This window comes from Coprococcus sp. BIOML-A2 (genome assembly GCF_009875795.1).
Classification (GTDB): Bacteria; Bacillota; Clostridia; order Lachnospirales; family Lachnospiraceae; genus Coprococcus; species Coprococcus aceti.
This window is the reverse complement of sequence record NZ_WWSI01000010.1, coordinates 1-21,445: the sequence shown is the minus strand read 5'-3', so window position 1 is coordinate 21,445 and position 21,445 is coordinate 1. Positions and strand designations below refer to the sequence as shown.

The following is a 21,445-nucleotide window of genomic DNA, read 5'->3' as shown; positions in this document are numbered from 1 at the left end:
AGGCTTTGCTATGAAAGAAAAAAAGAAAAAGGAGAAAAAGAACACTCTGCCGATATTATGTATGGTTGGTCCAACATCCCTGTGGCTGTTGTTTTTCCTTCTCATCCCACTTATATATGTTGTGGTCATAAGTTTTATGACGAAGGGTGCATATGGCGGAGTTGTCGGCAAGTTCTCAATTGACAGTTATAAGAAGATATTTGATCCGCTGTATCTGACGGTCATGTGGAAGTCGGTTGTCATGGCATTTGAGACAAGCGTGATATGCCTCATCATATCTTATCCATTTGCTTATATGCTGTGCAAGGTGCCGGACAAGATACGCGGAATGCTCACACTTCTCATCATGCTGCCATTCTGGGTAAATGGTCTCATCAGACTGAATGGATGGTCAAATATACTGAGAGACAGCGGCTTTGTAAATACATTGTTGATGAAGATAGGAATCATAGACCAGCCGATACAGATGATGTACTCGGAGGGGGCAGTCCTCTTCGGAATGGTGTATACCTTCTTCCCATTTATGGTACTGCCGCTTACAAGCAGCATATCAAAGCTCGATCATTCGCTGGTTGAGGCGTCATACGATCTGGGGGCAAGAAAGATAAAAACATTTATCAGAGTCATACTCCCGATGACGCTCCCGGGAATATTTGCAGGAACGATACAGGTATTCATACCGAGCCTTGGAGCATTCTTCATATCGGATGTCATGGGCGGCGGCAGCGCGGCATATCTTGGCAATCTGATACAGAACCAGTTCCTTGTGGCACGTAACTGGCCACTGGGCGCAGCGTTCTCGGTACTTCTGATCATCTTCACTCTGGTTGTGCTGAAGGCGTACAGCAGGGTTGGAGATCTGGATGATCTGGCATAAGGAGGGATGGATATGAAGCGAAAAGAAAAGAAGAAGATGGGCGCGGGATCGATCATATTCATGGCACTTGTATATCTGTTCCTGTACATGCCGGTATTTGTCATCATCCTGTTCTCGTTCAACAAGAACAATACAAATATGGTGTTTGACGGATTCACACTCAAGTGGTATCTGGAGGTGTTCCAGGGGGACTCACTTCTGAAGAACTTCTGGCTGTCCATAGAGCTGGCGTTAGTGTCCATGGTCATATCGGTGGTTCTAGGAACTCTGGCAACCATAGGACTTTACAGGTACGAGTTCAAGCTCAAGAAGTTTATCAACGGACTTCTGTACGTGCCGATAGTCATCCCGGAGCTGGTTATAGGTCTTGCCTCACTGGCATCGTTTTCCAAGATGGGCATGACCATGGGATTTGCGACCATGGTGTTCGCACACGTTACATTCTGTCTGCCATTTGTCATCATCACACTGAGATCACGAATTGCGAATTTTGACAGCTCTATAGAGGAGGCTGCCATGGATCTCGGGGCAAATCAGTGGCATACGTTAGAGCGTGTCACCATCCCGATGCTGACACCTGGAATCATATCCGGAGCGCTGCTATCCATAACTCTCTCGATAGATGATGTAATAATCAGCTACTTCGTATCCGGAGCCGGGGATATCACGTTCCCTATCAAGGTATACGGAATGGTCAGAGGCAAGATCACTACAAATGTATATGTCATATCAACTTTGATGATAGTCGGAATAGTTGTGATCTACCTCCTTGCGGGGGCACTTGGAAGGTTTATATCAAAGCGCAGAGAGATAAGAGACATCCGCAAGATAGATGCACAGTAATTCCGTAAGATAGATGCACAGTAATTCCGTAAGATAGATGCGCAGTAATTCGGGAATACAGAATATGTTCCGAAGACATATATGGCAAGGAGGCGTAACAAATGGATGAAACGACAAAGATGACAGCAGACCTTATAGTGTATGGAAAAATCTATACGGCGGACAGCAAACGCAGTCTGGCGCAGGCTATGGCGGTCGCCGATGGAAAGATCATATACGTGGGTGACAGAGCCGGTGCAGAACGCTATGCAGGCGAAAATACTCAGGTTATAGAACATGACAAAGGACTTGTGATACCGGGAATGACAGAGGGACATGCACACATATCAAGCACCACTGAGATAGTGTATGGTGTCAGCCTTGCAAATAAGGAGAGCATAGACGATTATGTGACGGCGATAAAAGATTATATGGCGAGCCACCCTGACGAGAAGGTTGTGAGCGGTTCCGGTTTTGAAAATGGAGTATTTGGATCCTTGGGACCGACCGCTGACATACTGGATGACATATCGACGGATGTGCCGATGGTCATGATAAGTGAGGATCACCACTCATATTGGGTGAACAGCAAAGCTATGGAACTTGTCGGGATTGATGAAACTACCGCTGAGGTTCCCAATGGTGTGATAGTGAGGTATCCGGGAACAAGCAGACCAACGGGATGGTTCAAGGAGATGGCGGGCAATCTGTTCAGTGCGGTGCTGCCTGAGATGACTGCTGACAACTTTGCACATGCCATAGAATGTTATCAGGATATAGCCTTGTCAAATGGCGTCACAATAGCATTTGAGCCAATGTTTGACAAGAAACAGAACTATGACAGAAGATTTGCCGGATATGCAAAGCTTAACAGCGAGGGAAAACTAAAGGTGACATTCAGGGTAGGTTACACGCTAGAGCCTGTTGATGATGAGGACTATGTGTTTGCTGAACTTGCAAAGTATCATGAGAAGTTCCGGTATGTTCCTAAGATACAGGTGAACACGTTAAAGATATTTGCAGATGGAGTAGTGGAAGGTCATACAGCTTTTCTCAGAGATGATTACGCGGATGCCCCAGGAGATAAGGGTGAGCCGATGCTCAGCCAGGAGAGGACAAATGCGGCGGTGAAACGTGCTCTTGATGCGGGATACGATGTACATGCACACGCGATCGGCGATGCTGCGATAGACGAGGTGCTGAATGCATATGAGTACGGACAGACAGAAACAGACAGGGATTACAGAAATGCCATAACACATCTTCAGGTCATGGTGCCGGAGCATGTGGACAGGATGAAGAGCCTTGGTGTGGTAGCGGTCACCAATCCATACTGGCACTTCAGGAACAGCGTGTATTATGACACTTTGGAGAAGCCATTTCTCGGAGAAGAAAGAGCCTCCAAGGAATACTATATGAGATCCATCACAGATGCTGGAATCGTCACAAGCTGTGCCAGCGACTTCCCTGTAACGGTTCCACCGAGAACTATGGATGCACTTCATCTCATGGTGAACAGAAAACAGCCCGGACATCCGGAGATGGAAGAGATGGGTGCCGGCGAGACGATAAGTGTTGAGGATGGTCTTCAGGTCCTCACATATGGCGGAGCATACCAGAACAGGCTTGAGAAGACAAAGGGATCCCTTGAAGCAGGCAAGGATGCCGACTTCGTATTGCTGGATTCGGATGTCCTTACTATCCCGAAGGAAGACATCTACAAGACACAGGTTACAGCCACTTATATATGTGGTGAGAAAGTCTGGGCGTAAGAATAAACAACCAGACTGGTGTTCAATAAAAGGAGGAAATGACTATGATAAGAGGAAAAATCAAAAAAATGATGGCTGCAGCACTTGCAGCGACAATGGTATTTACGATGACAGCATGTGGCAGCGATTCAGAAGAGAAAACTGCAGACGGATACGCAAAGGAGATATATCTGTACAACTGGTCAGAGTATATGAGTGAAGATGTTCTCAATAAATTTGAGGAGGAATATGGCATAAAGGTAGTGGAGACTACATTTGAGTCGAATGACGAGATGCTGGCAAAGCTCATGGCGGGAGGCGGATCAGAATATGACATTGCAGTACCTTCAAACTTCTACATAGAATCTATGAAGGCAAATGATCTGCTTGAGCCTCTGGACAAGGATGTGATCACCAATTATGACAATATCGATGAGACTTACAGGACAATGCAGTGTGATCCGGATGGAGAGTACTGTGTTCCATATATGGGAACATCCTGTGTATGGATAGCAAATAAAAAGATGCTGGACGACTATGGTATAGAGATCCATAAGATGGACGACTTGAAGAATGATAATCTGAAGAATAATATTTTGCTTGTGGATGATTCCCAGGCTATTATGAGTGTAGGTCTGCTGGGATGCGACCTTGATCCTACATCGGGCAACCTCGATGATATTGCAAAGGCAAAGGATTATATAAGTGGGCTGAATCCATATATCAAGGCATTTGCAGCGTCAACAGACACGAGAGACAGTATGGCAAAGGGAGAGGTAGCAGTTGCTCTCATGTACAGCGGCGAGGCACTTCAGGCGATGAAGGAGAATCCGGATCTTGAGGTAGTCATGGATGGTGAGCAGTGTTCACTCTCAATGGATACAATGGTCCTGCTCAAAGGCTCAAAGCACAAAGAGGAGGCAGAGCTGTTCCTTAACTTTATATTGAGACCTGACATATCCGCAGAACTCACAAATGAATTTCAGTTCATCTGTGCCAATAAGGCAGCAGTAGAATATCTGGATGATGACCTGAAAAACAGTCCACTGTGTGTGCTCACAGATGATATGAAGAAGAGAATATTTATGATAAATACATTTGATGCAGATGCGATATCAGCTGAGACAGATGCGGTCATGGAGATCAAATCATCCAGATAGGAACAGCCTATGGGATTGCAGAAGAAGATACGCGTAGACACATCTATAAAAAAGAAAAACGCGAAGCTCAATATAAAATATGCAATATTACAGATGATGTTCTGGACCTGTGCGGCATCTGCGTACGCATACCTCACGCAGATGCTGCAGTACAAAGGTTTTACGGACGGACAGATAGGAGTAATAAATGCGGTAAAATTATTTTCAACTGTAGTGTTTCAGATAATCATAGGTGTATTTTCCGACCGGCATGCAGAACGTATCCAGTTAAAATATATCATCTCAGTGCTGACTGTTGTGGCGCTGCTGTTGACATCTGTTTTTTATGAGTATAAATTATCGTTTGTACAGACAGTGATGCTGTTCATCGGATTTGGTGCAACATTTACATGCATATCACCGCTTATAGATTCCCTGTCCATAAAGTATATGAACGGCGGTAGAAATATCAACTACCCTATATGCAGGGCAGCAGGTTCCTGCGCGTGGGCTGTGGCATGTGTGCTGTTTGGGGTGTTCTGTGACAGGTATGATGCGAACAGGCTTCTGATACTACAGATGCTGTTCACCGCCATGATGCTGGCGGTGCTGCTAGTCATGGATGATACATCATCCTGCAGCGATTGCAGGGCTTTGGGCGCAAGAGAGAGAATAGCTGCAGCAAACATTACGGAGACCCGGAAAACAGAGGTACACACCGCAGGATATCTGCTCACAACATACCCGAAGTACAGGTGGTTTCTCATAGGTTCAGCGGTTATGTTCATGGGATATAATGTTGGAACGACATTCCTGATAAATGTGTTTGAACGCCTGGGTGGCAATAATTTTCATTATGGACTGGCTGAGTTCGTGATGGCGGTCAGTGAAGTCCCGTCGGCATTCCTGCTCATAAAATTCAGGAAGCGGATATCTCTTGACAAGATAATGCTGTGCTGTGCGGTGTTCATGACATTCAAGAACATGTTCGCGGCATTCTCGGACAATGTGTGGGTGATCGTCATATCCCAGGGATGCGAGATGCTGGGCTTTGGGTTATTCTATTCCGGAAGTGTGTATCTTATAGAAGAGATGCTGTCACCCGCTGATGTGGTGAAGGGAATGTCATTGATAAACGCGTTTACGGTGGGAGCCGGAGAGGGGATAGGAGCTCTGCTGTGTGGATGGATAAATTCCAGATACGGACTTACAGTGCTCATGGATTCCAGCGTAGTGATAAGTGCAGTGTCCATTGTATGTATAGTGATCATGTGTCGTGCGTCAAAAGAGATTCACGGCAAAATAATAAAAAACAGCTGATATATGACGAGAGAAAGGTTTGGTAAGGATTATGAAGAACCGAGATGTAGAATCAGAAGCGGCAGGAAGAAAGAGCAATATAGAAACAGACAAGCAGAATATAAGCTTCCTCTACCTCAGCGAGGAGGATATGATAGATGCGGGTGTTCTCAACCCGGGAAGATGTGTGGATGTTATGGAGGAGACCATGGGACTCATGGAGGACGGAGATTTCCTCATGGGTGGTCCGTACAATGACGCACATGGCCTTATGTTGTACTTCCCAAAGAAGTCACCGATAGAGAATTTCCCGGTCAACAATGCCAGAGACAGGAGATTCATCGCCATGCCGGCATATCTTGGCGGCAGATTCCATGTGGCAGGAGAGAAGTGGTACGGTTCAAATGGCAACAACAGAGCCATAGGGCTCCCTCGTTCCATACTGATGATGATGCTCAACGATGTGGAGACAGGAAAACCTCTGGCATATATGTCCGGAAATCTTCTGAGTTCCATGAGAACAGGTGCCATGCCGGGACTTGCGGCAAAGCTTCTGGCAAGGAATGACTCAAAGGTGCTCACACTGGTCGGCCCTGGAGTCATATGCAGATCAAGTCTCAGAGCCATCATGTCACAGAGATTTGACATAGACACCATCAAGATAAAGGGCAGCTCACCGACATCGGCAAATGCGATTAAGATGAAAGAGTACATAGAGGAAAATTATCCTCAGGTAAAAAATATAGTTCTGTGCAAGGATATGGAGGAGGCACTTAAGGATGCCGACATCATAACTGAGGCAGTCTCATGCAAGGAGGGCGAGTGGCCAGAGTACAAGCGAGAGTGGCTCAAGCCCGGAGCGCTGGTCATCTCTACAAGTACCTTCAATATGGAGCATAAGAGCATTGTTGACCTGAAAAAAGTCATAGACAACTACGGAATGTACGAGAACTACGCAGAGGAAGATAATGTTGGATATGATGAAAATGGCAACAGACTCCACACAGGCTGCATGGGAGAGGACTTCGTCTATATGGTGCAGGATGGATTGATCGAGAGGAATTCTCTTACTACATTTGGAGAGATAATCCGCGGCAAGAAGCCCGGCCGTGAATCTGACGACGAGATCATCCTCGTATCCATAGAGGGCATGCCGACAGAGGACGTCGCCTGGGCATATGAATGTTACACCTATGCCCTTGTCCATGATATCGGCACGAAACTCAAAGTCTGGGATCGCCCATATGCATTTTGACGGACGGTTACAGTCATATTTACCCAAATAAAGTCCATGTAGGTACATGTTCAATCACGTTCTACATCTGTCACTTCAACAGTTTCTATATGCATGCGGCTCTGCACGCGATAAGAGCGTTTGCGTGCGACGCCTTAGCACAGAAACTGCCGAAGTTCGGATGTATTCACTACCGATTGCCCATGTACCTACATGGACTTATATTTTTAGGTAAATATGCCTGTAACCTGTTATGCATTTTGAGTGATTGTGGCATAGATATATATTTTCACGCTTCAAACAATTGGTGACAAAGTTTAATGGTTTCAGGGTTTGTACTGCTGCTGTAGAACTCCACAGTGCCCTTCTCTATGGAAGGCGTGAGAAGCTCAGCGATGCGCAGTCTCCTCTGAAGCTCCAGGGCGGTGCCGTGGGCTCCATTGAAGATCTTCACGTCAGGTCCGGCAATACGCTGTATAACCTTCTCCACAAATGGATAATGAGTGCAACCGAGAACGATGGCATCCACATGCTTCTCCAGAGATGGGGCGAGCAGTCCTTTCAGAAATTCAGTGATCTCCTCACCATCGAAAATTCCCTTTTCCACATAATCCGCAAGGCCCGGACATGGAACCGGGTAAATATCGGACTCCTTTGAATAATGTTTCATGAGTTCATGAAATTTAGGTAGAGCCAGTGTGGCAGGGGTGGCCATGACAGCTACCTTGTCGTGCTCCTTCCACAGAACCGCAGGCTTCAGAGCCGGTTCAATACCGATGATCGGTATGGAAGGATACTGCTGTCTCAGTGTCGAGGCTGCAACACTTGTGGCGGTGTTGCAGGCGATGACGATCGCCTTCACATCCTTTGCGAGAAGAAAATTGGTACACTGCTCCGATCTCTCAAGAATAGCCTCTCTGGTCTTTGTTCCGTAAGGTGCGTGTGCCGAATCGCCAAAATATATATAATTTTCACAGGGCATGAGCTCCACGATGTCGCGGAGAACGCTTATTCCGCCGAGCCCTGAGTCGAATACTCCAATTGAACGTGTGTCCATAATAAAATCTCCAATGTTTTGTATCACTTGTGTTGATAGTTTATCTCCAACCTAAAATTATACTATTATAGTCAATAAAAAACAACTTACGGAAGTATATATTATAGAAGTAACAGAAAATCCGGGCGTAAGGAAGATTAAATGTTTATAAACTGTATAGACTATTCACAAATAGTGGTGTTAGAATGATACGAGTCATAAAGAAAGGCGGATGATGACATGGCACGAAATTTGGTTTCTATAGTAAAAGAGAAAATGATTGAATACTATGCCGGGGATTCCAGACGGGTACATCACTTCCTGAAGGTTCATTCATTTGCGAAGCTGATAGCTGAGATGGAGGGCATGGAGCCCGACGAGATGCAGGTCCTGGAGATCGCAGCACTTGCCCACGATATAGGCATAAAGAACGCAGAACTGAAATATGGATATAATAATGGCAAGCTGCAGGAACAGGAGGGACCTCCTGAGGCAAGACGGCTGCTCAGAGAGGCAGGTGCAGAAGATGCCGCAGTGGAGAGGGCATGTTATCTGGTGGCACATCACCACACCTACAGGAATATAGACGGTTTGGATTATCTGATACTGGTGGAGGCCGATTTCCTCGTCAACATGTATGAGGATAAGGCGGACGCAGATACTATAAGGACGGCATACGATAATATATTTGCCACGGAATCCGGCAAAATGCTGTGCAGACAGCTCTTTTCGCTGGAATATTGAAAAAAAGATGAATTATGTTATACTTAACAGGTCAGAGATGGCGGCAGGGATAGACGCCGCTGTTAGATTTGGAGGAGAAAGATGAAGCTTTATATATCAAAGTTACTGTCTACAGCTTTGCCAATAGTAGGAGTGCTGTGTATATTTGGATTTGCATTTGCAGGAAATATAAGCATGGGCTGGATTCTGTTCGTAGTGCTTGCGCTTATATCAGGCATTATAAACACCATATTCTTCAGATGTCCGCACTGCGGCAAATCAATACCGGCAAACTGTACGGTCAACCAGAAGTATTGTCCTCTGTGTGGAGAGGATCTCGGTATGAAGCCTTCAAGAATAAGCTACTACGGAAAATGCCGCAAGAATAAGAACGGAGTTATGAGAGGTTATTCCACAGTTGGACCTATGGTATTCATAGTAAGCCTGCTCATACTGTTTCTCATTGTGATGGCTGTATTTGGAGTGGACAGTCTCAATAAAGGTATGGGAAGGATTGCAGTCATACTTGCATTCTGTGTGAGCGTTATACTTGCGATATTCTGTAGGATAGCGGTATCATCGGCGGTGAAGATGGATGACAAGGCGATATATTTCAGTAAGATACCATTTATGTGGAGAAAATACGAGATAGATGATATAGTAGAGAATGAGCGCGTTGTAGAGCCGTTCTATCACGTGAACAGAGGATACATATTTGCAACCTCAAAGGGAATGGTGGCTATACCGATGGCATCATATGCAGGTGGCCAGGAGTTCTTTACGGAATTTACCTCAAGGATAGGCCAGAGCATGCCGGATGTGAGACCGGATCTTGTGTTGTCCAAGAGATCAGATCAGGCAAAGGCTGATGAAGAGCACTATGAGGAAGCGGTGAAGCTTTACAACGAGCATTACGGTGAGAAGAGATAATACACAATTAATTAATGAAAGGATAACGAGATGGACGTAAAAGACATTGGAAAAAAGATTGAGAACGTGGAGCTTGTTGAGGCTATGCACGCAGTTAGAGAAAATGAGAACAAGGATACACTTAAGCAGCTCTTTGAGTCAGTGGTCCATGCAGTATTTATAGTTCCTGCAAAGTTCGACCAGGAGCCAAAGCCTGATGAGAATGGAAAGGTTACATTCCAGGACGGAGTGAAGATCAACTTCTCACTTCTGACAAATGAGCAGGGAGACAAGGTACTTCCGTGCTTCACAGATTATGAGTCGATGGCTTCATCGCAGTTTAACGATGGCTTCCAGAGAATAATACTTCCATATAAGCAGCTTGAGGATCTTGTGTTCAATTCAAATGGAAACATAAGCGGAATAGCTATGAATCCTTTCACTGAGAACTGCTTTATATCAGGAGAGTTTATCCGTCAGTACAGAGAGCGCTCACGTACAGGACTTGTACAGAGCAAGATCAAGCCAGGCGCAACAGTCAAGCTCAGAACACCAAAGTATCAGCCGATACAGATGCTTGATGCTGCAAGAGAGTATCTGGCAGACAAAGAGAATGTTGACAGAGCGTATATACAGATGATGGAGGAGCAGGGACAGGAGGATAAGTATCTTGTTGCTCTTGAGGTAAACGGAGACGAGAAGCCTGTATTTGCCGGACTCATACCTCTTATGAAGCCTCATTCATTTGGCATCGAGGTGGCACTGGTCAGAGCAGACAACATGCTTGGTAAGAAAGTGACAGAGGTGACAGAGCCGTTCTATGTTAGAGCCGGACTTGAAAATTAAATGAGAGGATCGTTATGTTAAAAAAATATCTGACTATATTTCTTATATCCATGGTACCAATACTTGAGCTTCGAGGCGCCATACCGTATTCGGTGGGCTTTGGACTTCCGAGTATACCGTCATTTATAGTGTGCGTCATAGGCAATATGATACCGGTTCCATTTATATACTGGTTTGCAAGACGTGTGCTTGAGTGGGGAAAAGACAAGAGATTCATAGGCAAATTCTTCACATGGTGTCTTGTGAAGGGAGAGCACGGCGGACAGAAGCTCATGGCAAAGTCCGGCACTGGAGTGTATATCGCACTTCTGCTGTTCGTGGGAATACCACTTCCGGGAACCGGGGCGTGGACAGGAACACTGGCAGCCAGCTTCCTTGAGCTTGACTGGAAGAAAAGCGTTATCATGGTCATGCTGGGAGTGATCATGGCAGGAGTGATCATGTACCTTGGAAGTATAGGATTGTTCGGAGCGATAGGTCTTTTGAAATAATACTGATATAAGTAAGATTTACAGAGAGGTTGATAAATATGGCATTTAATCCGGGAATGATGTTTAAGATCAAAGGAGCCTGGGAGCGGTTCGTCCAGAATCATCCAAAGTTCCCTATGTTCCTCAGGGCAGCCGCTGCCACAGGAATAAAGGAAGGCTATATAATAGAAGTGAAGATCACAGATACAGAGGGCAAGACCATTTGTACCAATGTGAAGCTCACAGATTCCGACATGGATCTCATAGATGTCATAAAAGACATGAGTACAAACGGAAGATAGACGGACAGGATCAAATATACTAGAAATTATATAAAAGACTTCTTGACTTGCATAGGTCGATTGTGTTATTGTAGACTTTGCGATGAAAGAGGTCTTTTTTTTGTGCCTTAAAATAACAATGGAGGTAAGTGGAAATGCGCGTTAAAATAACATTGGCATGTCAGGATTGTAAACAGCGTAATTACAATATGACAAAGGATAAGAAAACGCATCCAGACAGAATGGAAACAAAGAAGTACTGTAGATTCTGCAAGGCTCATACAGTACACAAGGAGACAAAATAGTCTGAACCAGTAAGGAGGAATAGAGTTATGTCTAAATCTAGTAAAGAAGAAAAGTCAAATACTCTCAAGAGAAGCTGGTTTCAGGAATTAAAGGGAGAGTTCAGGAAGATTACATGGCTTGACAAGAGCTCCCTTGCAAGACAGTCATTTGCGGTAGTTGTTTCCTCAGTCGTACTCGGCTGTATCATAGCTATCGTAGATTGGTTGATCCAGATTGGTTTGAATTTCATAGTTGGGTAAAGGATGGTGGAGAATATGTCAGAGGCAGAGAATGCAAGATGGTATGTTGTTCATACCTACTCAGGATATGAAAACAAAGTAAAGGCTGATATTGAGAAAACAAAAGAAAACAGAAATTTACAAGACCAGATTTTAGAGGTAGTCGTTCCGGTTGAAGATGCCACAGAGATTAAGAATGGTAAGCCAAAGTCGATCGAGAGAAAGATACTTCCTGGTTACGTTCTCATCAACATGATCATGAACGATGTTACATGGTATGTTGTACGTAATACCAGAGGAGTTACAGGATTTGTCGGATCAGATCCAAGAAAGCCTGTACCACTCACTGATGAGGAGCTGAGCAATCTGTATCAGACCTCAGAGGAGGTTGTCATCGATGTTGAAGTGGGAGACTCAATAACGGTTACTTCAGGTGCCTGGGAAGGCACAGTAGCAACAATTAAGGCAATTAATACTGCAAAACAGACCGTAGCCATCGAAGTAGAAATGTTTGGTCGTGTGAATACTGTTGATATTGCGTTTGCTGATATCAAGAAGTTGTAATTATCAAGTGGATTGTACCACAGTATTTTGGAGGAATGCTAAAATGGCAAAGAAAGTAGAAGGATACATCAAATTACAGATACCTGCAGGAAAGGCAACTCCTGCACCACCTGTTGGACCAGCTCTTGGTCAGCACGGTGTAAATATCGTTGCTTTCACAAAGGAATTCAATGCAAGAACAGCTAATGAGGGTGACATGATCATTCCTGTTGTTATCACAGTATACCAGGATAAGAGCTTCAGCTTCATTACAAAGACTCCACCTGCATCACTTCTTATCAAGAAGGCATGTAACATCAAGTCAGGTTCTGCAAACTCAAAGAAGACTAAGGTTGCAACAATTTCTAAGGCTAAGGTTCAGGAGATCGCTGAACTTAAGATGAAGGATCTGAACGCTGCAAGCCTTGAGTCAGCTATGAGCATGATCGCTGGAACAGCTCGTTCAATGGGCGTTACAGTTGAAGAGTAATACAGATATTTAGTGGGAGGGTCGCTCCCGATATGACCACAGGAGGTTTATAATAATGATAAAGAGTAAGAAATATGTAGATGCAAGCAAGCTCTATGATAAGACCGCTGCTTACGAGGCAACTGAGGCAGTTGCTTTAGTTAAGAAGATGGCTTCAGCTAAGTTTGATGAGACAGTAGAGGCACACCTCAGACTCGGTGTTGATGGACGTCACGCTGATCAGCAGGTTCGTGGTGCCGTAGTTCTTCCACACGGAACAGGTAAGACTGTTAAGGTTCTCGTATTTGCTAAGGGTGCAAAGGTTGACGAGGCTCTTGCAGCAGGCGCTGATTACGCTGGTGGAGACGAGCTCGTGCCAAAGATCCAGAACGAGGGATGGTTAGATTTCGACGTTGTTGTTGCAACACCTGACATGATGGGCGTTGTAGGACGTCTTGGTCGTGTACTTGGACCAAAGGGTCTCATGCCAAACCCTAAGGCTGGAACAGTTACTATGGATGTAGCTAAGGCTATCTCAGATATCAAAGCTGGTAAGATAGAGTACAGACTTGACAAAGCCAACATTATCCATGTGCCAGTGGGAAAAGTTTCTTTCACAGAGGAACAGTTAAACGAGAATTTCCAGACTTTAATAAATGCTATTGTTAAGGCAAAGCCAGCCGCTGCTAAGGGTCAGTACCTTAAGAGCGTTGTAATTGCTTCAACAATGGGCCCTGGTGTAAAGATCAACACAACAAGCTACGTATAAAAGCCGGTTGACCTGAGCATCAGTCACACAAAAGCCCCACACCACTATGAGATATCTTCAGGATATTGCGTAGGGTGTGGGGCTTTTTATATGCAAAAAACGATAATAAATACTGATCAACATAAAATAGATTATCTAAATACATATTGACAACTATATCCAAAAGTAAGATACTGTATATAACATAAATGGAGAGGATGAGTATGGCAACAAAAATAAATATTAATACAAAACAGTTACATGCGGATATAAAGGCGTTGAAGGACGATATTGACGCGAGTATGCGTGAAAGACTTGTTATCCAGTGCGGATATGAAGAGCTTGCGTCACAGTGGAGCGGGCCGGCCGCAAAAACTTATGATGAAGGATTTCGAAATGCTATGACCAATATGAAGGCTTTATATAGTGATATTAAGGATAAGATAGATGGCGTTTATGACATGTGTAAATTGTTTGAGAAGTGTGAAGCTTCAGTATTGGATAGGATTCAGGAACTCTGATCGGGAAAAGTTCAGGAAGGAATGGTTATGTGGAAAGCGATACAGAAATAATAGTGGTGCCATTAAGGCAAATGTTGCTATTTGAAAAACTATTTGCGCAGAACTATGCGGATATGCTTGTACGATTTGGAAGTATTATAGAAACGTGCAACAAAATAAATGGTTATTGGGAAAGTGATGGATGGACAGAGATTTATGAAGATATGGCAGACAAATCAGATCGTATGAATGAGATCGTAGACGATATGACTAATTACTATAAGGATATTGTAAATATTACAGAAAGCTATGATGCTGTGGAAGCAATTAATGTGGATATTGGAGAATCTTTGTCGGGAGACGTAATTAACTAAAAGGAATATTGGGTTAAAAAGTAATATTAAGGGGTAAATGATGGACGGCACTGGTATAGAACTATATGTACATCTTGAGAAGCTGGAGGACGAAGTAGAACAATTTAATAACGTCAGTAAAAACTTTGGGGATTACATAGATATGTATAAAAGGCAGATGGATGTTATACGATACAGCAAAATGGCAGATGGGTTATATGACATGCCGGCACTTATAAGAACTTATGATGAGTTTGTGGAAGAAGCTGATCGGTTGAACAAGTTTTCAAAAGCTTTGCAAGATATATACAAAGAGTATAAGATGTGTAATGATACATATACTCAGATGGGTATAGATCTTGGAAATCAATATGCAATTACCCCGTGGACAAAGACAAATGAAGGAAAGATAGTCATTGGAACGAGCATAATAGTGGGATTGCTGGTGATTGCTATTGTAGCACCAGAGGTTACTGCTGCAGCGATGTCTACTGGCGCAATGACAAGTACAACAGCAGCAACTATGATAGAGACAGTAACGGCAGACATGGCGTGGGGTTCTCTAACAACATCTATGATGAATGCAGAGTATTCATGTTATATGGCATGCAAAAATGGAGAAAATCCTGCGGATGCCTTTGCTGATGCATATATGTGGGGTGCTTTGGAAGGTGGAGCCACTGGATTACTGGAAGGTTTTGGGGAGACGTTGGCTATAGTGAAAAGTGCAAAGACGATGACTAATACTGCAGCTTTTTTACAGCAATATAAAATAACCGGTTATGTAAATGGCGTTAACTTCGCAGTAATGGCGGGGAATTCGGCTTTGTCGACATCCATATATTGCGCCCAAGAGAAATCACATTGTAGAAACGTTTCGTTGGAGGATGCCGCAATTCAATATAAAGAGAATTTTACATATAATTTAGCGATAGATACTGCTGTTGGAATTGGCGAGAAATTTGTTGACGTAAAAAGAACAAAAAGTATAGAAAAAAATAAGGCAATGGAAGGAGAAAAGCGCAAGGTTGGAAAGCTTTCGACAAAAGAGAAAACTGTCCGGAAAATTACAAGTAAAAATGAAGGTTACAGTCAAAATCAGGCTTTTTTAAATGGAGAAAAATCAACGCGTAATGCTCAAGGAAGTATAAGTCCGACATTGTATAAGGATGGAAGTTGTATTGATGTCAGAAGTTATAATATTCAAAATGAAAGTGGAAGGGCAATGCTTATCAAAGATGTCACGACAAGAAGCCAGAAAATGAAAGCAAATTTGCCCACAGGAACAAAGCAGACAATAGTTATTGATGCAAGAGGACGGAGTATATTAAATAGAGATTTAAAAGATCTATACATGAAAGCAAAGTGTGCATTAGATAGCGATGTTGAAATTAAATTTATTAGGTAAGAAATGATTAGAGAAGATACAAATAAAAATATTATTGAAAGATTTCCAAGCATGGAGAGTGATCTCAAATTGCATGCGATTCCCCAACTTAATAAAAATAAAGAAGATATATGGACAGCTATAAAAATATTAGCATTTTATGCGGTTTTGGGCGTGTATGCGTATTATAAATATATGGAGATGACAGGTGAACCGCATACAAGCCCTTCCGTTACAAGATATACGCTTATGCTTCTGGGGGCTGTACCAGTAGGAATAGTGATTGCTCTTGTGGCCTTATATGATAGTATTCGTGATTATTTACGAAATAGACCCTCAAGAAAGAAAATAAAAAAAATAAGAGAGAACTATTTGGAGGATGTTAGCAAGCAGATAATTTCTTACAGAGAAGCCGCTTTAGAATGGATGAACAAACGGTTTGTGCCGGCAGAGAATCTGATAAGAAGAATTATGAGGGGAGAGAAAAAGATTCGTAATCAGGGAGATGTAATGCTTACATATAGACTAGGAACAGGTGATCTGGATATATCAGAGCATATCATACTTCCCAATATGGTAAATACACCACAGAATATTAAATTAAAGAGAACCTATAAAAAACTCAAAGAGGAATACGGAATAATACATGAAATCCCTAAAGCGATAAGTCTGGACGAGGTGGGATTACTTGGCGTAGTAGGACACGGTGACAAGAGGAAGGCATACGATATAGTTAGGGCATTGTCTACGCAGATTTTGGTAAGTGAAGTGCCAGAGGATCTTAAGGTTGCATTTGTGTATGATAGTGTTCATAGTAAGGGGTGGAATAAATATGAGTCGTTTACGAGAACTCAGATGGAGACGGGCATTAGTCTTGTAGCAGGCACTCCTGAAAAAAGAGGAAAAGTATTAGACATGCTGGCACAGGCAATCGAGGAAAGAAAGGCTTTGAATGGAGTCGGCGTAGAAAATATGAAACCGCGGTACATAGTGTTTGTAGATGATATGGCTTTATTGGAAAATCATAGAATTGTGGAAGCACTGCGTGATGATCTGTGTGTCTGTGCATTTACATTTATTTTGGTGGAGGATTGTATAGAGAAGCTTCCGGGGAATGTTGAATATGCACTTGTTGATTCATCGGAATTTTCAGGAGTCTATTCTATGTCAGATGGTTCATGTATGCCGGTGGTATTTGATAAATTATCAGAGCAAAAATTTGATAAATATATAAAGTACATGAAGAGTGAAAATAAAAACGTTGCGGGGAGGTGATTTGTGTTGGAAAAAATAACAGATTATGAGTATGCTCAAATAGAATCCGCTATAAATGGTATATTGGGAATCCGAAATAATATAAGTCAATATATTCTAGATAGTTTATTTCAATCGGCAGAAAGCTTTAACAAGAATTGGAAGGGCGAAGCGGAGACCTTATTCGTAGGTAAACTTGAGCTGCTATACAATGCAATTAGTGACACAAATACCGCAGCATATAATATGGCAATGAGTATGAGTGAGCAGGCATCCGAAATTTATAAAAAACAAAATTAGAAATAATTTAACGGAAAAGGGAGAGTTAATGCAATGGCAGATACAAAGAAATATGGCTGGAATGTACAGATAGATGGTGTTCAATATCTGGTGGAGTACATGAAAGGAAGTATATTTATTAATGGTGGGGAGGCTTTCAAGCTCAGATCACTGGAGAGAACAGGCACCTTAAGAAAAGATAAACAGTTGAGCTATACAGTCCCGTTAGCAGGAAAAGAACTGAATCTGGTTATAAGCGCAGTGAGTGGTATCAGTCTCATTATGGATGGAATGGATCTGGGAACATATCCAGATGGTGCAGGAGCTAATCAAAAAGCTCCTGCCTGGATAGTAGTATTTTATGTATTATATTTTATAGAATATTGGGGAATAATGGGTGGTGCCATAGGAGGCTTGCTGCTCGGAACTGCGGCAGTCGTGACGTTTATGGTTGCTAAAAGTGAGAAGCTTTCTACGGGCGTAAAGTTGGTAATATGCATAGCATTGTACGTTGTTGCTACTGCGTTGGAGCTGGTTATAAGATCTGCATTAGCAGGGGTGTCTGGCCGGTACAGATAAAATAAAGCCACATACCATATGAAAAATCTAAAAGATATTTCATGCGGCATGTGGCCTTGTTCTTTATCTTGTATAACTAACTAGTAAATTAGGAAATAGTTCCGTTAGCTGAACATGATATAGTAACTGATTTATTTACTGTCTGAAGCAGTACGCCCTTTGAGGAATACTTTTTTCCAACTGCAGTTGCTGTGGCTTTGTTGCCGGATCTCGTGCAACTGGACACAGACACCTTCCAAGATGAACTATTAGAAGTCACTGCAGCTTTAGCGGATGTGCATTTGCTAGAAGAACCTGTATAACTGAATGTTGCTGCAATCTGAAGACTCCAGAGAGTTTTTCCATTAGAATCGTTGCATAATACGGTTTTTACAGCACTTTTTGTTTTTGTGGCTCTACTCATGGATGGTTGAGTAGGAATTTCTTCGATAATTTCTACGAATGTAAGAGAATCATCACTTGTATCTTCTTCTGCGGCCTTAACAGTTGGAACGTTTATTGTAGACAAACAGATGAAAATCATACAACATATAGCTAATAATCTGCGTAATTTTTTATTCATATTTATTCCTCCATATCTGTATTATTGTTATTATCATTATTCTGAGTTTCCGAGCTATTATTTAATGGTGCGTCTTCAGCAGAATCTATCCATGATTTATCAGATAAATCATTTGGCACTACACCCTCTTGAAGGATAATAGTAGTTGATGCAATATCAGTACGTCTGGATATCTGCCATTCCTTATACAACATAACTGATATACATATTGCAAAACCCAGTATAACAGAAAGCGCGGTAATGAAAATATATTTTCCATATTTCTTTCCGTTCATGTTGTGGTATATAGTATCTGTGCCTAAATATTCAATATATGTATTGGCACAATCCTTGGGACTTCCAAACTTTTCAGACAGATGTGATACTGTGATCAACTCGCCTTCAAAACTTACTGCGTAATCATACATAGAACTACGCAGCATCTTTAAATATCTCTTTTCCCCCTTTCTGTATATTGGAAACTCTTTTTTAATAGCTTTAATATACTTATCTACAGTTTTTTCGTTTTTTTCATATGCTGAGTTGGTGTCCACTTTCATTCTCCTTTTAATACAATTTCAATATGAACTAATATTATTTTATATTAAAATATCAGAAAATCAATAATGCTTTTGACATTAATAAACAAATTTTGTCAAAATGTGGCTGTTAGTTACAAAAATATAAACAAATAAATTTAGAAAAACAAAACCATTGTTGACAAAACAATTTAAAAGATGTAATACTAAAAATGCAAAATAATTGAATGGAGAAAGATTATGTCGGATAAGATAAATGTCGATACAAGGAAGCTGCACACAGATCTTGTGATTATACAGGACTGTCTGGATCAAAGCACAATTGACAGACGAAACATCCAGAATGATTATCAAGATCTTATTAAAGAATGGAAAGGCCCTGCAGCAGACTCATTTAATACAAAATTTGAGAACAGCGATAGTAAAGTAAAATCCATGTATGAGGATCTTCAAAAGAAAGTGGACTCATTGCTTGATGTATGCAATACGTTTGAGACTTGTGAAAAAAATGTAATTGCTCTGATTGGCTAGGGTGCTTAATAACGGAGGGAAAGTATGTATGTTGAGACGGTGAAAGTACCGATAAATAAACTTGAAACATTTCATGATACCTTGATCAATGGGGCAACAGATCTGGGAAATCAGTATGATACGATCATATCAACCTGTGGCAAGATACAGGAATATTGGGAGAGTGAAGGCTGGGCAGATATTTATTCTGATCTTGTATCGAAGATGGATACTATGCAGGCATTTATGGAGGATATGTATTCGTATGGTGATACATTGGGTGAAGTTATAGGAAACTACATCACTGCTGAAGTTGTGAATGGGGATATGACCTCATCGTTACCAGATAACATAATTCGCTGAAGGGATGTAAGCACATGGAAAAAAAGATTAGTGATTTGGACTATTCAGAAATAGCAGCGGCTATAAATGGCTACTTGAATTCAGAAGCAAGTATAAAGCAGTATGTTTTATCTGATTTGGGAAGTGAAGTCGAGACTATAAGAAAAAACTGGAAAGGGGATGCAAGTGACAAATATATTGGAAAACTCGAAAGTGTATACAATGACATATCCAATACATGTACAGCACTTGAAAATTTAGGCGTGGGTATGAGCCGGGAGGCTTCAAATATATACCAAAATCAATAATAGAAGGAAGGATCAAGTATGGGAGCATTTTCAGTAACATCGTCAGAGATGACGAAAAGAACAACAGAGCTTCGCTCGAAAAATCAGTCTCTTAAGAAGCAGATATCAAAGCTCAGAGACAGTAAGGAGGCTCTGAACAGTACATGGGATGGTAGCGCGAAAAAAGCTTTCAGCTCTGCAGTTGAGAGTGATGTTTCACAGATGACAAATTTTAGTAATCTGATAGAACAGTATTGTTCAGCGCTGGACAATATAATAGCTAATTATGAAACTACAGAAGCCACAAATGCAAATACAGTGGCTCAGAGAAAGTATTAAAGGGAGGAAAATACAGATATGTCAGATATGAATTTGAAAGTCACCCCGGCGGAATTGGAGGCTAAGGCTGCTGATTTTAAATCAGTTATGACTCAGACGAAATCGTTGACAGATGATATGATGAATGATGTCACTGGACTTTCATCATCATGGACAGGAGATGCGTCTGCATCGTATATAAACAAATTTAGAAAACTGCAGACGGATATGGATACCATGGGTCGAATGATTAATGAACATGTAAATAATCTTACAGAACTTGCTAAAGAATATACGACAACAGAGAAAAAGAATGCAGCGGCAACGGAATCGCTTGCAGCAAATATTATTTCGTAGGAAAGAAGTGCCATCTCTGATAGCCATCAGAGATGGCATTTTGAGATTGAGGAGGTTATTATGATTGAATTTAAGAAATATCTGCCGATCGGTTCGGTTGTGTTATTAAAGAACGCAAATAAAAGGTTGATGATATATGGAAGATTGCAGAAGGCAGAGGATTCAGATAGCGTAAGGGATTATATAGGATGCCTGTATCCAGAGGGAAATATATCTACAAAACAGACATATATGTTTGACCATGACCAGATAGAACGGGTATATTTTGTTGGATTTCAGGACCCGGAAGAGTTTGAATTTGTTGACAAATACTTGAATGAGGGAAATAATGGAAAATAGAGGAGTTCTTTTGTATGTAGACCTTGGCAGGCTTGAAGATGAACCATACAGGCTGTCGAAGATATATGATACACTTGGACAGTATATTGATGATATTAGACGTCAGAGAGACATAATATACATAAGCAAGATGGCGGAATCCCTGGATATATCATCCCTGGACAGATATCGTGCTCAACTGGTAGACGA

General features: G+C 42.0%; 32 protein-coding genes. 29 read left to right on the top strand and 3 right to left on the bottom strand.

The genetic code is table 11. The features are described from left to right. The first annotated feature begins 10 nt into the window (after positions 1–10). The 6 genes from GT575_RS14315 (at position 11) to GT575_RS14290 (ending at position 7,143) form a co-directional block, all read left to right on the top strand. Entirely contained in the window at positions 11–877 is an 867-nt protein-coding gene (locus GT575_RS14315) for an ABC transporter permease (protein ID WP_161172269.1), read from the top strand. 12 nt (positions 878–889) lie between these two features. Next, entirely contained in the window at positions 890–1,720 is an 831-nt protein-coding gene (locus GT575_RS14310; protein WP_161172268.1) for an ABC transporter permease, read from the top strand. Between the two features lie 101 nt (positions 1,721–1,821). After that, positions 1,822–3,471: an amidohydrolase gene (locus GT575_RS14305; RefSeq protein WP_161172267.1), complete on the top strand. Its 1,650-nt coding sequence runs from the start codon at positions 1,822–1,824 to the stop codon at positions 3,469–3,471. 44 nt (positions 3,472–3,515) lie between these two features. Then, a complete protein-coding gene (locus GT575_RS14300) occupies positions 3,516–4,610 on the top strand; it encodes a polyamine ABC transporter substrate-binding protein (protein WP_015533487.1) in 1,095 nt (364 codons plus the stop codon). A 9-nt stretch (positions 4,611–4,619) separates the two neighbouring features. After that, complete coding sequence (locus tag GT575_RS14295; RefSeq protein WP_161172266.1) at positions 4,620–5,909, top strand: MFS transporter; 1,290 nt, start codon at positions 4,620–4,622, stop codon at positions 5,907–5,909. Positions 5,910–5,940: 31 nt separating this feature from the next. After that, a complete protein-coding gene (locus GT575_RS14290) occupies positions 5,941–7,143 on the top strand; it encodes a tyramine oxidase subunit B (protein WP_161172265.1) in 1,203 nt (400 codons plus the stop codon). A 268-nt stretch (positions 7,144–7,411) separates the two neighbouring features. On the opposite strand, the gene murI is transcribed toward GT575_RS14290, so the two are convergent. Beyond that, a complete protein-coding gene (gene murI / locus GT575_RS14285; RefSeq protein WP_015533484.1) occupies positions 7,412–8,179 on the bottom strand; it encodes a glutamate racemase in 768 nt (255 codons plus the stop codon). A gap of 219 nt (positions 8,180–8,398) precedes the next feature. On the opposite strand from murI, the gene GT575_RS14280 reads away from it, so the two are divergent. From GT575_RS14280 to GT575_RS14205, 16 genes are all read left to right on the top strand, one after another. Then, positions 8,399–8,902, top strand: coding sequence for an HD domain-containing protein (locus GT575_RS14280; protein WP_055147888.1), 504 nt, complete (start codon positions 8,399–8,401; stop codon positions 8,900–8,902). Positions 8,903–8,983: 81 nt separating this feature from the next. Next, positions 8,984–9,811: a zinc ribbon domain-containing protein gene (locus tag GT575_RS14275; RefSeq protein WP_015533483.1), complete on the top strand. Its 828-nt coding sequence runs from the start codon at positions 8,984–8,986 to the stop codon at positions 9,809–9,811. Between the two features lie 30 nt (positions 9,812–9,841). Then, the gene (locus GT575_RS14270) at positions 9,842–10,636 is read left to right on the top strand and encodes an enhanced serine sensitivity protein SseB (RefSeq protein WP_015533482.1); all 795 of its coding nucleotides are present in this window, start codon (positions 9,842–9,844) and stop codon (positions 10,634–10,636) included. Positions 10,637–10,650: 14 nt separating this feature from the next. Then, positions 10,651–11,127, top strand: a complete 477-nt coding sequence (locus GT575_RS14265; RefSeq protein ID WP_022216200.1) for a COG2426 family protein — start codon at positions 10,651–10,653, stop codon at positions 11,125–11,127. A 38-nt stretch (positions 11,128–11,165) separates the two neighbouring features. Further along, positions 11,166–11,408 carry a hypothetical protein gene (locus tag GT575_RS14260; protein WP_055280684.1) on the top strand — a complete coding sequence of 81 codons (243 nt, stop codon included), beginning with the start codon at positions 11,166–11,168 and terminating at the stop codon, positions 11,406–11,408. Positions 11,409–11,542: 134 nt separating this feature from the next. Next, positions 11,543–11,692, top strand: coding sequence for a 50S ribosomal protein L33 (gene rpmG / locus GT575_RS14255; RefSeq protein ID WP_004849439.1), 150 nt, complete (start codon positions 11,543–11,545; stop codon positions 11,690–11,692). Positions 11,693–11,719: 27 nt separating this feature from the next. Beyond that, on the top strand, positions 11,720–11,932 hold the full coding sequence (gene secE / locus GT575_RS14250) for a preprotein translocase subunit SecE (RefSeq protein ID WP_015533480.1): 213 nt from the start codon (positions 11,720–11,722) through the stop codon (positions 11,930–11,932). A 15-nt stretch (positions 11,933–11,947) separates the two neighbouring features. Continuing rightward, on the top strand, positions 11,948–12,475 hold the full coding sequence (gene nusG / locus GT575_RS14245; RefSeq protein ID WP_015533479.1) for a transcription termination/antitermination protein NusG: 528 nt from the start codon (positions 11,948–11,950) through the stop codon (positions 12,473–12,475). Positions 12,476–12,518: 43 nt separating this feature from the next. After that, complete coding sequence (gene rplK, locus GT575_RS14240) at positions 12,519–12,944, top strand: 50S ribosomal protein L11 (RefSeq protein ID WP_015533478.1); 426 nt, start codon at positions 12,519–12,521, stop codon at positions 12,942–12,944. A gap of 55 nt (positions 12,945–12,999) precedes the next feature. Continuing rightward, entirely contained in the window at positions 13,000–13,692 is a 693-nt protein-coding gene (gene rplA / locus GT575_RS14235) for a 50S ribosomal protein L1 (RefSeq protein ID WP_015533477.1), read from the top strand. Between the two features lie 203 nt (positions 13,693–13,895). Next, positions 13,896–14,192 (top strand): WXG100 family type VII secretion target, encoded by a 297-nt coding sequence (locus tag GT575_RS14230; protein ID WP_055147874.1) that lies wholly within the window; start codon positions 13,896–13,898, stop codon positions 14,190–14,192. A 29-nt stretch (positions 14,193–14,221) separates the two neighbouring features. Next, entirely contained in the window at positions 14,222–14,545 is a 324-nt protein-coding gene (locus tag GT575_RS14225; protein WP_161172264.1) for a hypothetical protein, read from the top strand. A gap of 37 nt (positions 14,546–14,582) precedes the next feature. Beyond that, positions 14,583–15,932: a hypothetical protein gene (locus GT575_RS14220; protein ID WP_161172263.1), complete on the top strand. Its 1,350-nt coding sequence runs from the start codon at positions 14,583–14,585 to the stop codon at positions 15,930–15,932. A 3-nt stretch (positions 15,933–15,935) separates the two neighbouring features. Further along, positions 15,936–17,186, top strand: coding sequence for a hypothetical protein (locus GT575_RS14215; protein ID WP_161172262.1), 1,251 nt, complete (start codon positions 15,936–15,938; stop codon positions 17,184–17,186). A gap of 6 nt (positions 17,187–17,192) precedes the next feature. After that, complete coding sequence (locus tag GT575_RS14210; RefSeq protein WP_147360154.1) at positions 17,193–17,465, top strand: hypothetical protein; 273 nt, start codon at positions 17,193–17,195, stop codon at positions 17,463–17,465. 33 nt (positions 17,466–17,498) lie between these two features. Beyond that, on the top strand, positions 17,499–18,023 hold the full coding sequence (locus tag GT575_RS14205) for a hypothetical protein (protein WP_022216206.1): 525 nt from the start codon (positions 17,499–17,501) through the stop codon (positions 18,021–18,023). An 88-nt stretch (positions 18,024–18,111) separates the two neighbouring features. Here GT575_RS14205 and GT575_RS14200 read toward each other — a convergent pair whose 3' ends face one another. Together GT575_RS14200 and GT575_RS14195 are read right to left on the bottom strand one after the other, a co-directional pair. Continuing rightward, positions 18,112–18,585 (bottom strand): hypothetical protein, encoded by a 474-nt coding sequence (locus GT575_RS14200; protein ID WP_161172261.1) that lies wholly within the window; start codon positions 18,583–18,585, stop codon positions 18,112–18,114. Positions 18,586–18,587: 2 nt separating this feature from the next. Further along, a complete protein-coding gene (locus tag GT575_RS14195) occupies positions 18,588–19,118 on the bottom strand; it encodes a DUF6120 family protein (protein WP_161172260.1) in 531 nt (176 codons plus the stop codon). A 225-nt stretch (positions 19,119–19,343) separates the two neighbouring features. Between GT575_RS14195 and GT575_RS14190 the strand changes: the two genes are divergently transcribed. The 7 genes from GT575_RS14190 to GT575_RS14160 all read left to right on the top strand — a co-directional run. Beyond that, positions 19,344–19,634: a WXG100 family type VII secretion target gene (locus tag GT575_RS14190; RefSeq protein ID WP_022216716.1), complete on the top strand. Its 291-nt coding sequence runs from the start codon at positions 19,344–19,346 to the stop codon at positions 19,632–19,634. Positions 19,635–19,658: 24 nt separating this feature from the next. Beyond that, positions 19,659–19,976, top strand: coding sequence for a hypothetical protein (locus tag GT575_RS14185; protein WP_161172259.1), 318 nt, complete (start codon positions 19,659–19,661; stop codon positions 19,974–19,976). 14 nt (positions 19,977–19,990) lie between these two features. Next, complete coding sequence (locus tag GT575_RS14180) at positions 19,991–20,263, top strand: WXG100 family type VII secretion target (RefSeq protein ID WP_022216714.1); 273 nt, start codon at positions 19,991–19,993, stop codon at positions 20,261–20,263. Between the two features lie 18 nt (positions 20,264–20,281). Further along, complete coding sequence (locus GT575_RS14175; RefSeq protein ID WP_022216713.1) at positions 20,282–20,581, top strand: WXG100 family type VII secretion target; 300 nt, start codon at positions 20,282–20,284, stop codon at positions 20,579–20,581. Between the two features lie 18 nt (positions 20,582–20,599). Next, the gene (locus tag GT575_RS14170; RefSeq protein ID WP_015533471.1) at positions 20,600–20,917 is read left to right on the top strand and encodes a WXG100 family type VII secretion target; all 318 of its coding nucleotides are present in this window, start codon (positions 20,600–20,602) and stop codon (positions 20,915–20,917) included. A gap of 60 nt (positions 20,918–20,977) precedes the next feature. Then, entirely contained in the window at positions 20,978–21,256 is a 279-nt protein-coding gene (locus GT575_RS14165) for a DUF4176 domain-containing protein (RefSeq protein ID WP_022216712.1), read from the top strand. Beyond that, the coding region (locus GT575_RS14160) for a hypothetical protein (RefSeq protein WP_161172258.1) at positions 21,246–21,445 on the top strand (200 nt) is incomplete at its 3' end. The genes GT575_RS14165 and GT575_RS14160, both read left to right, overlap by 11 nt.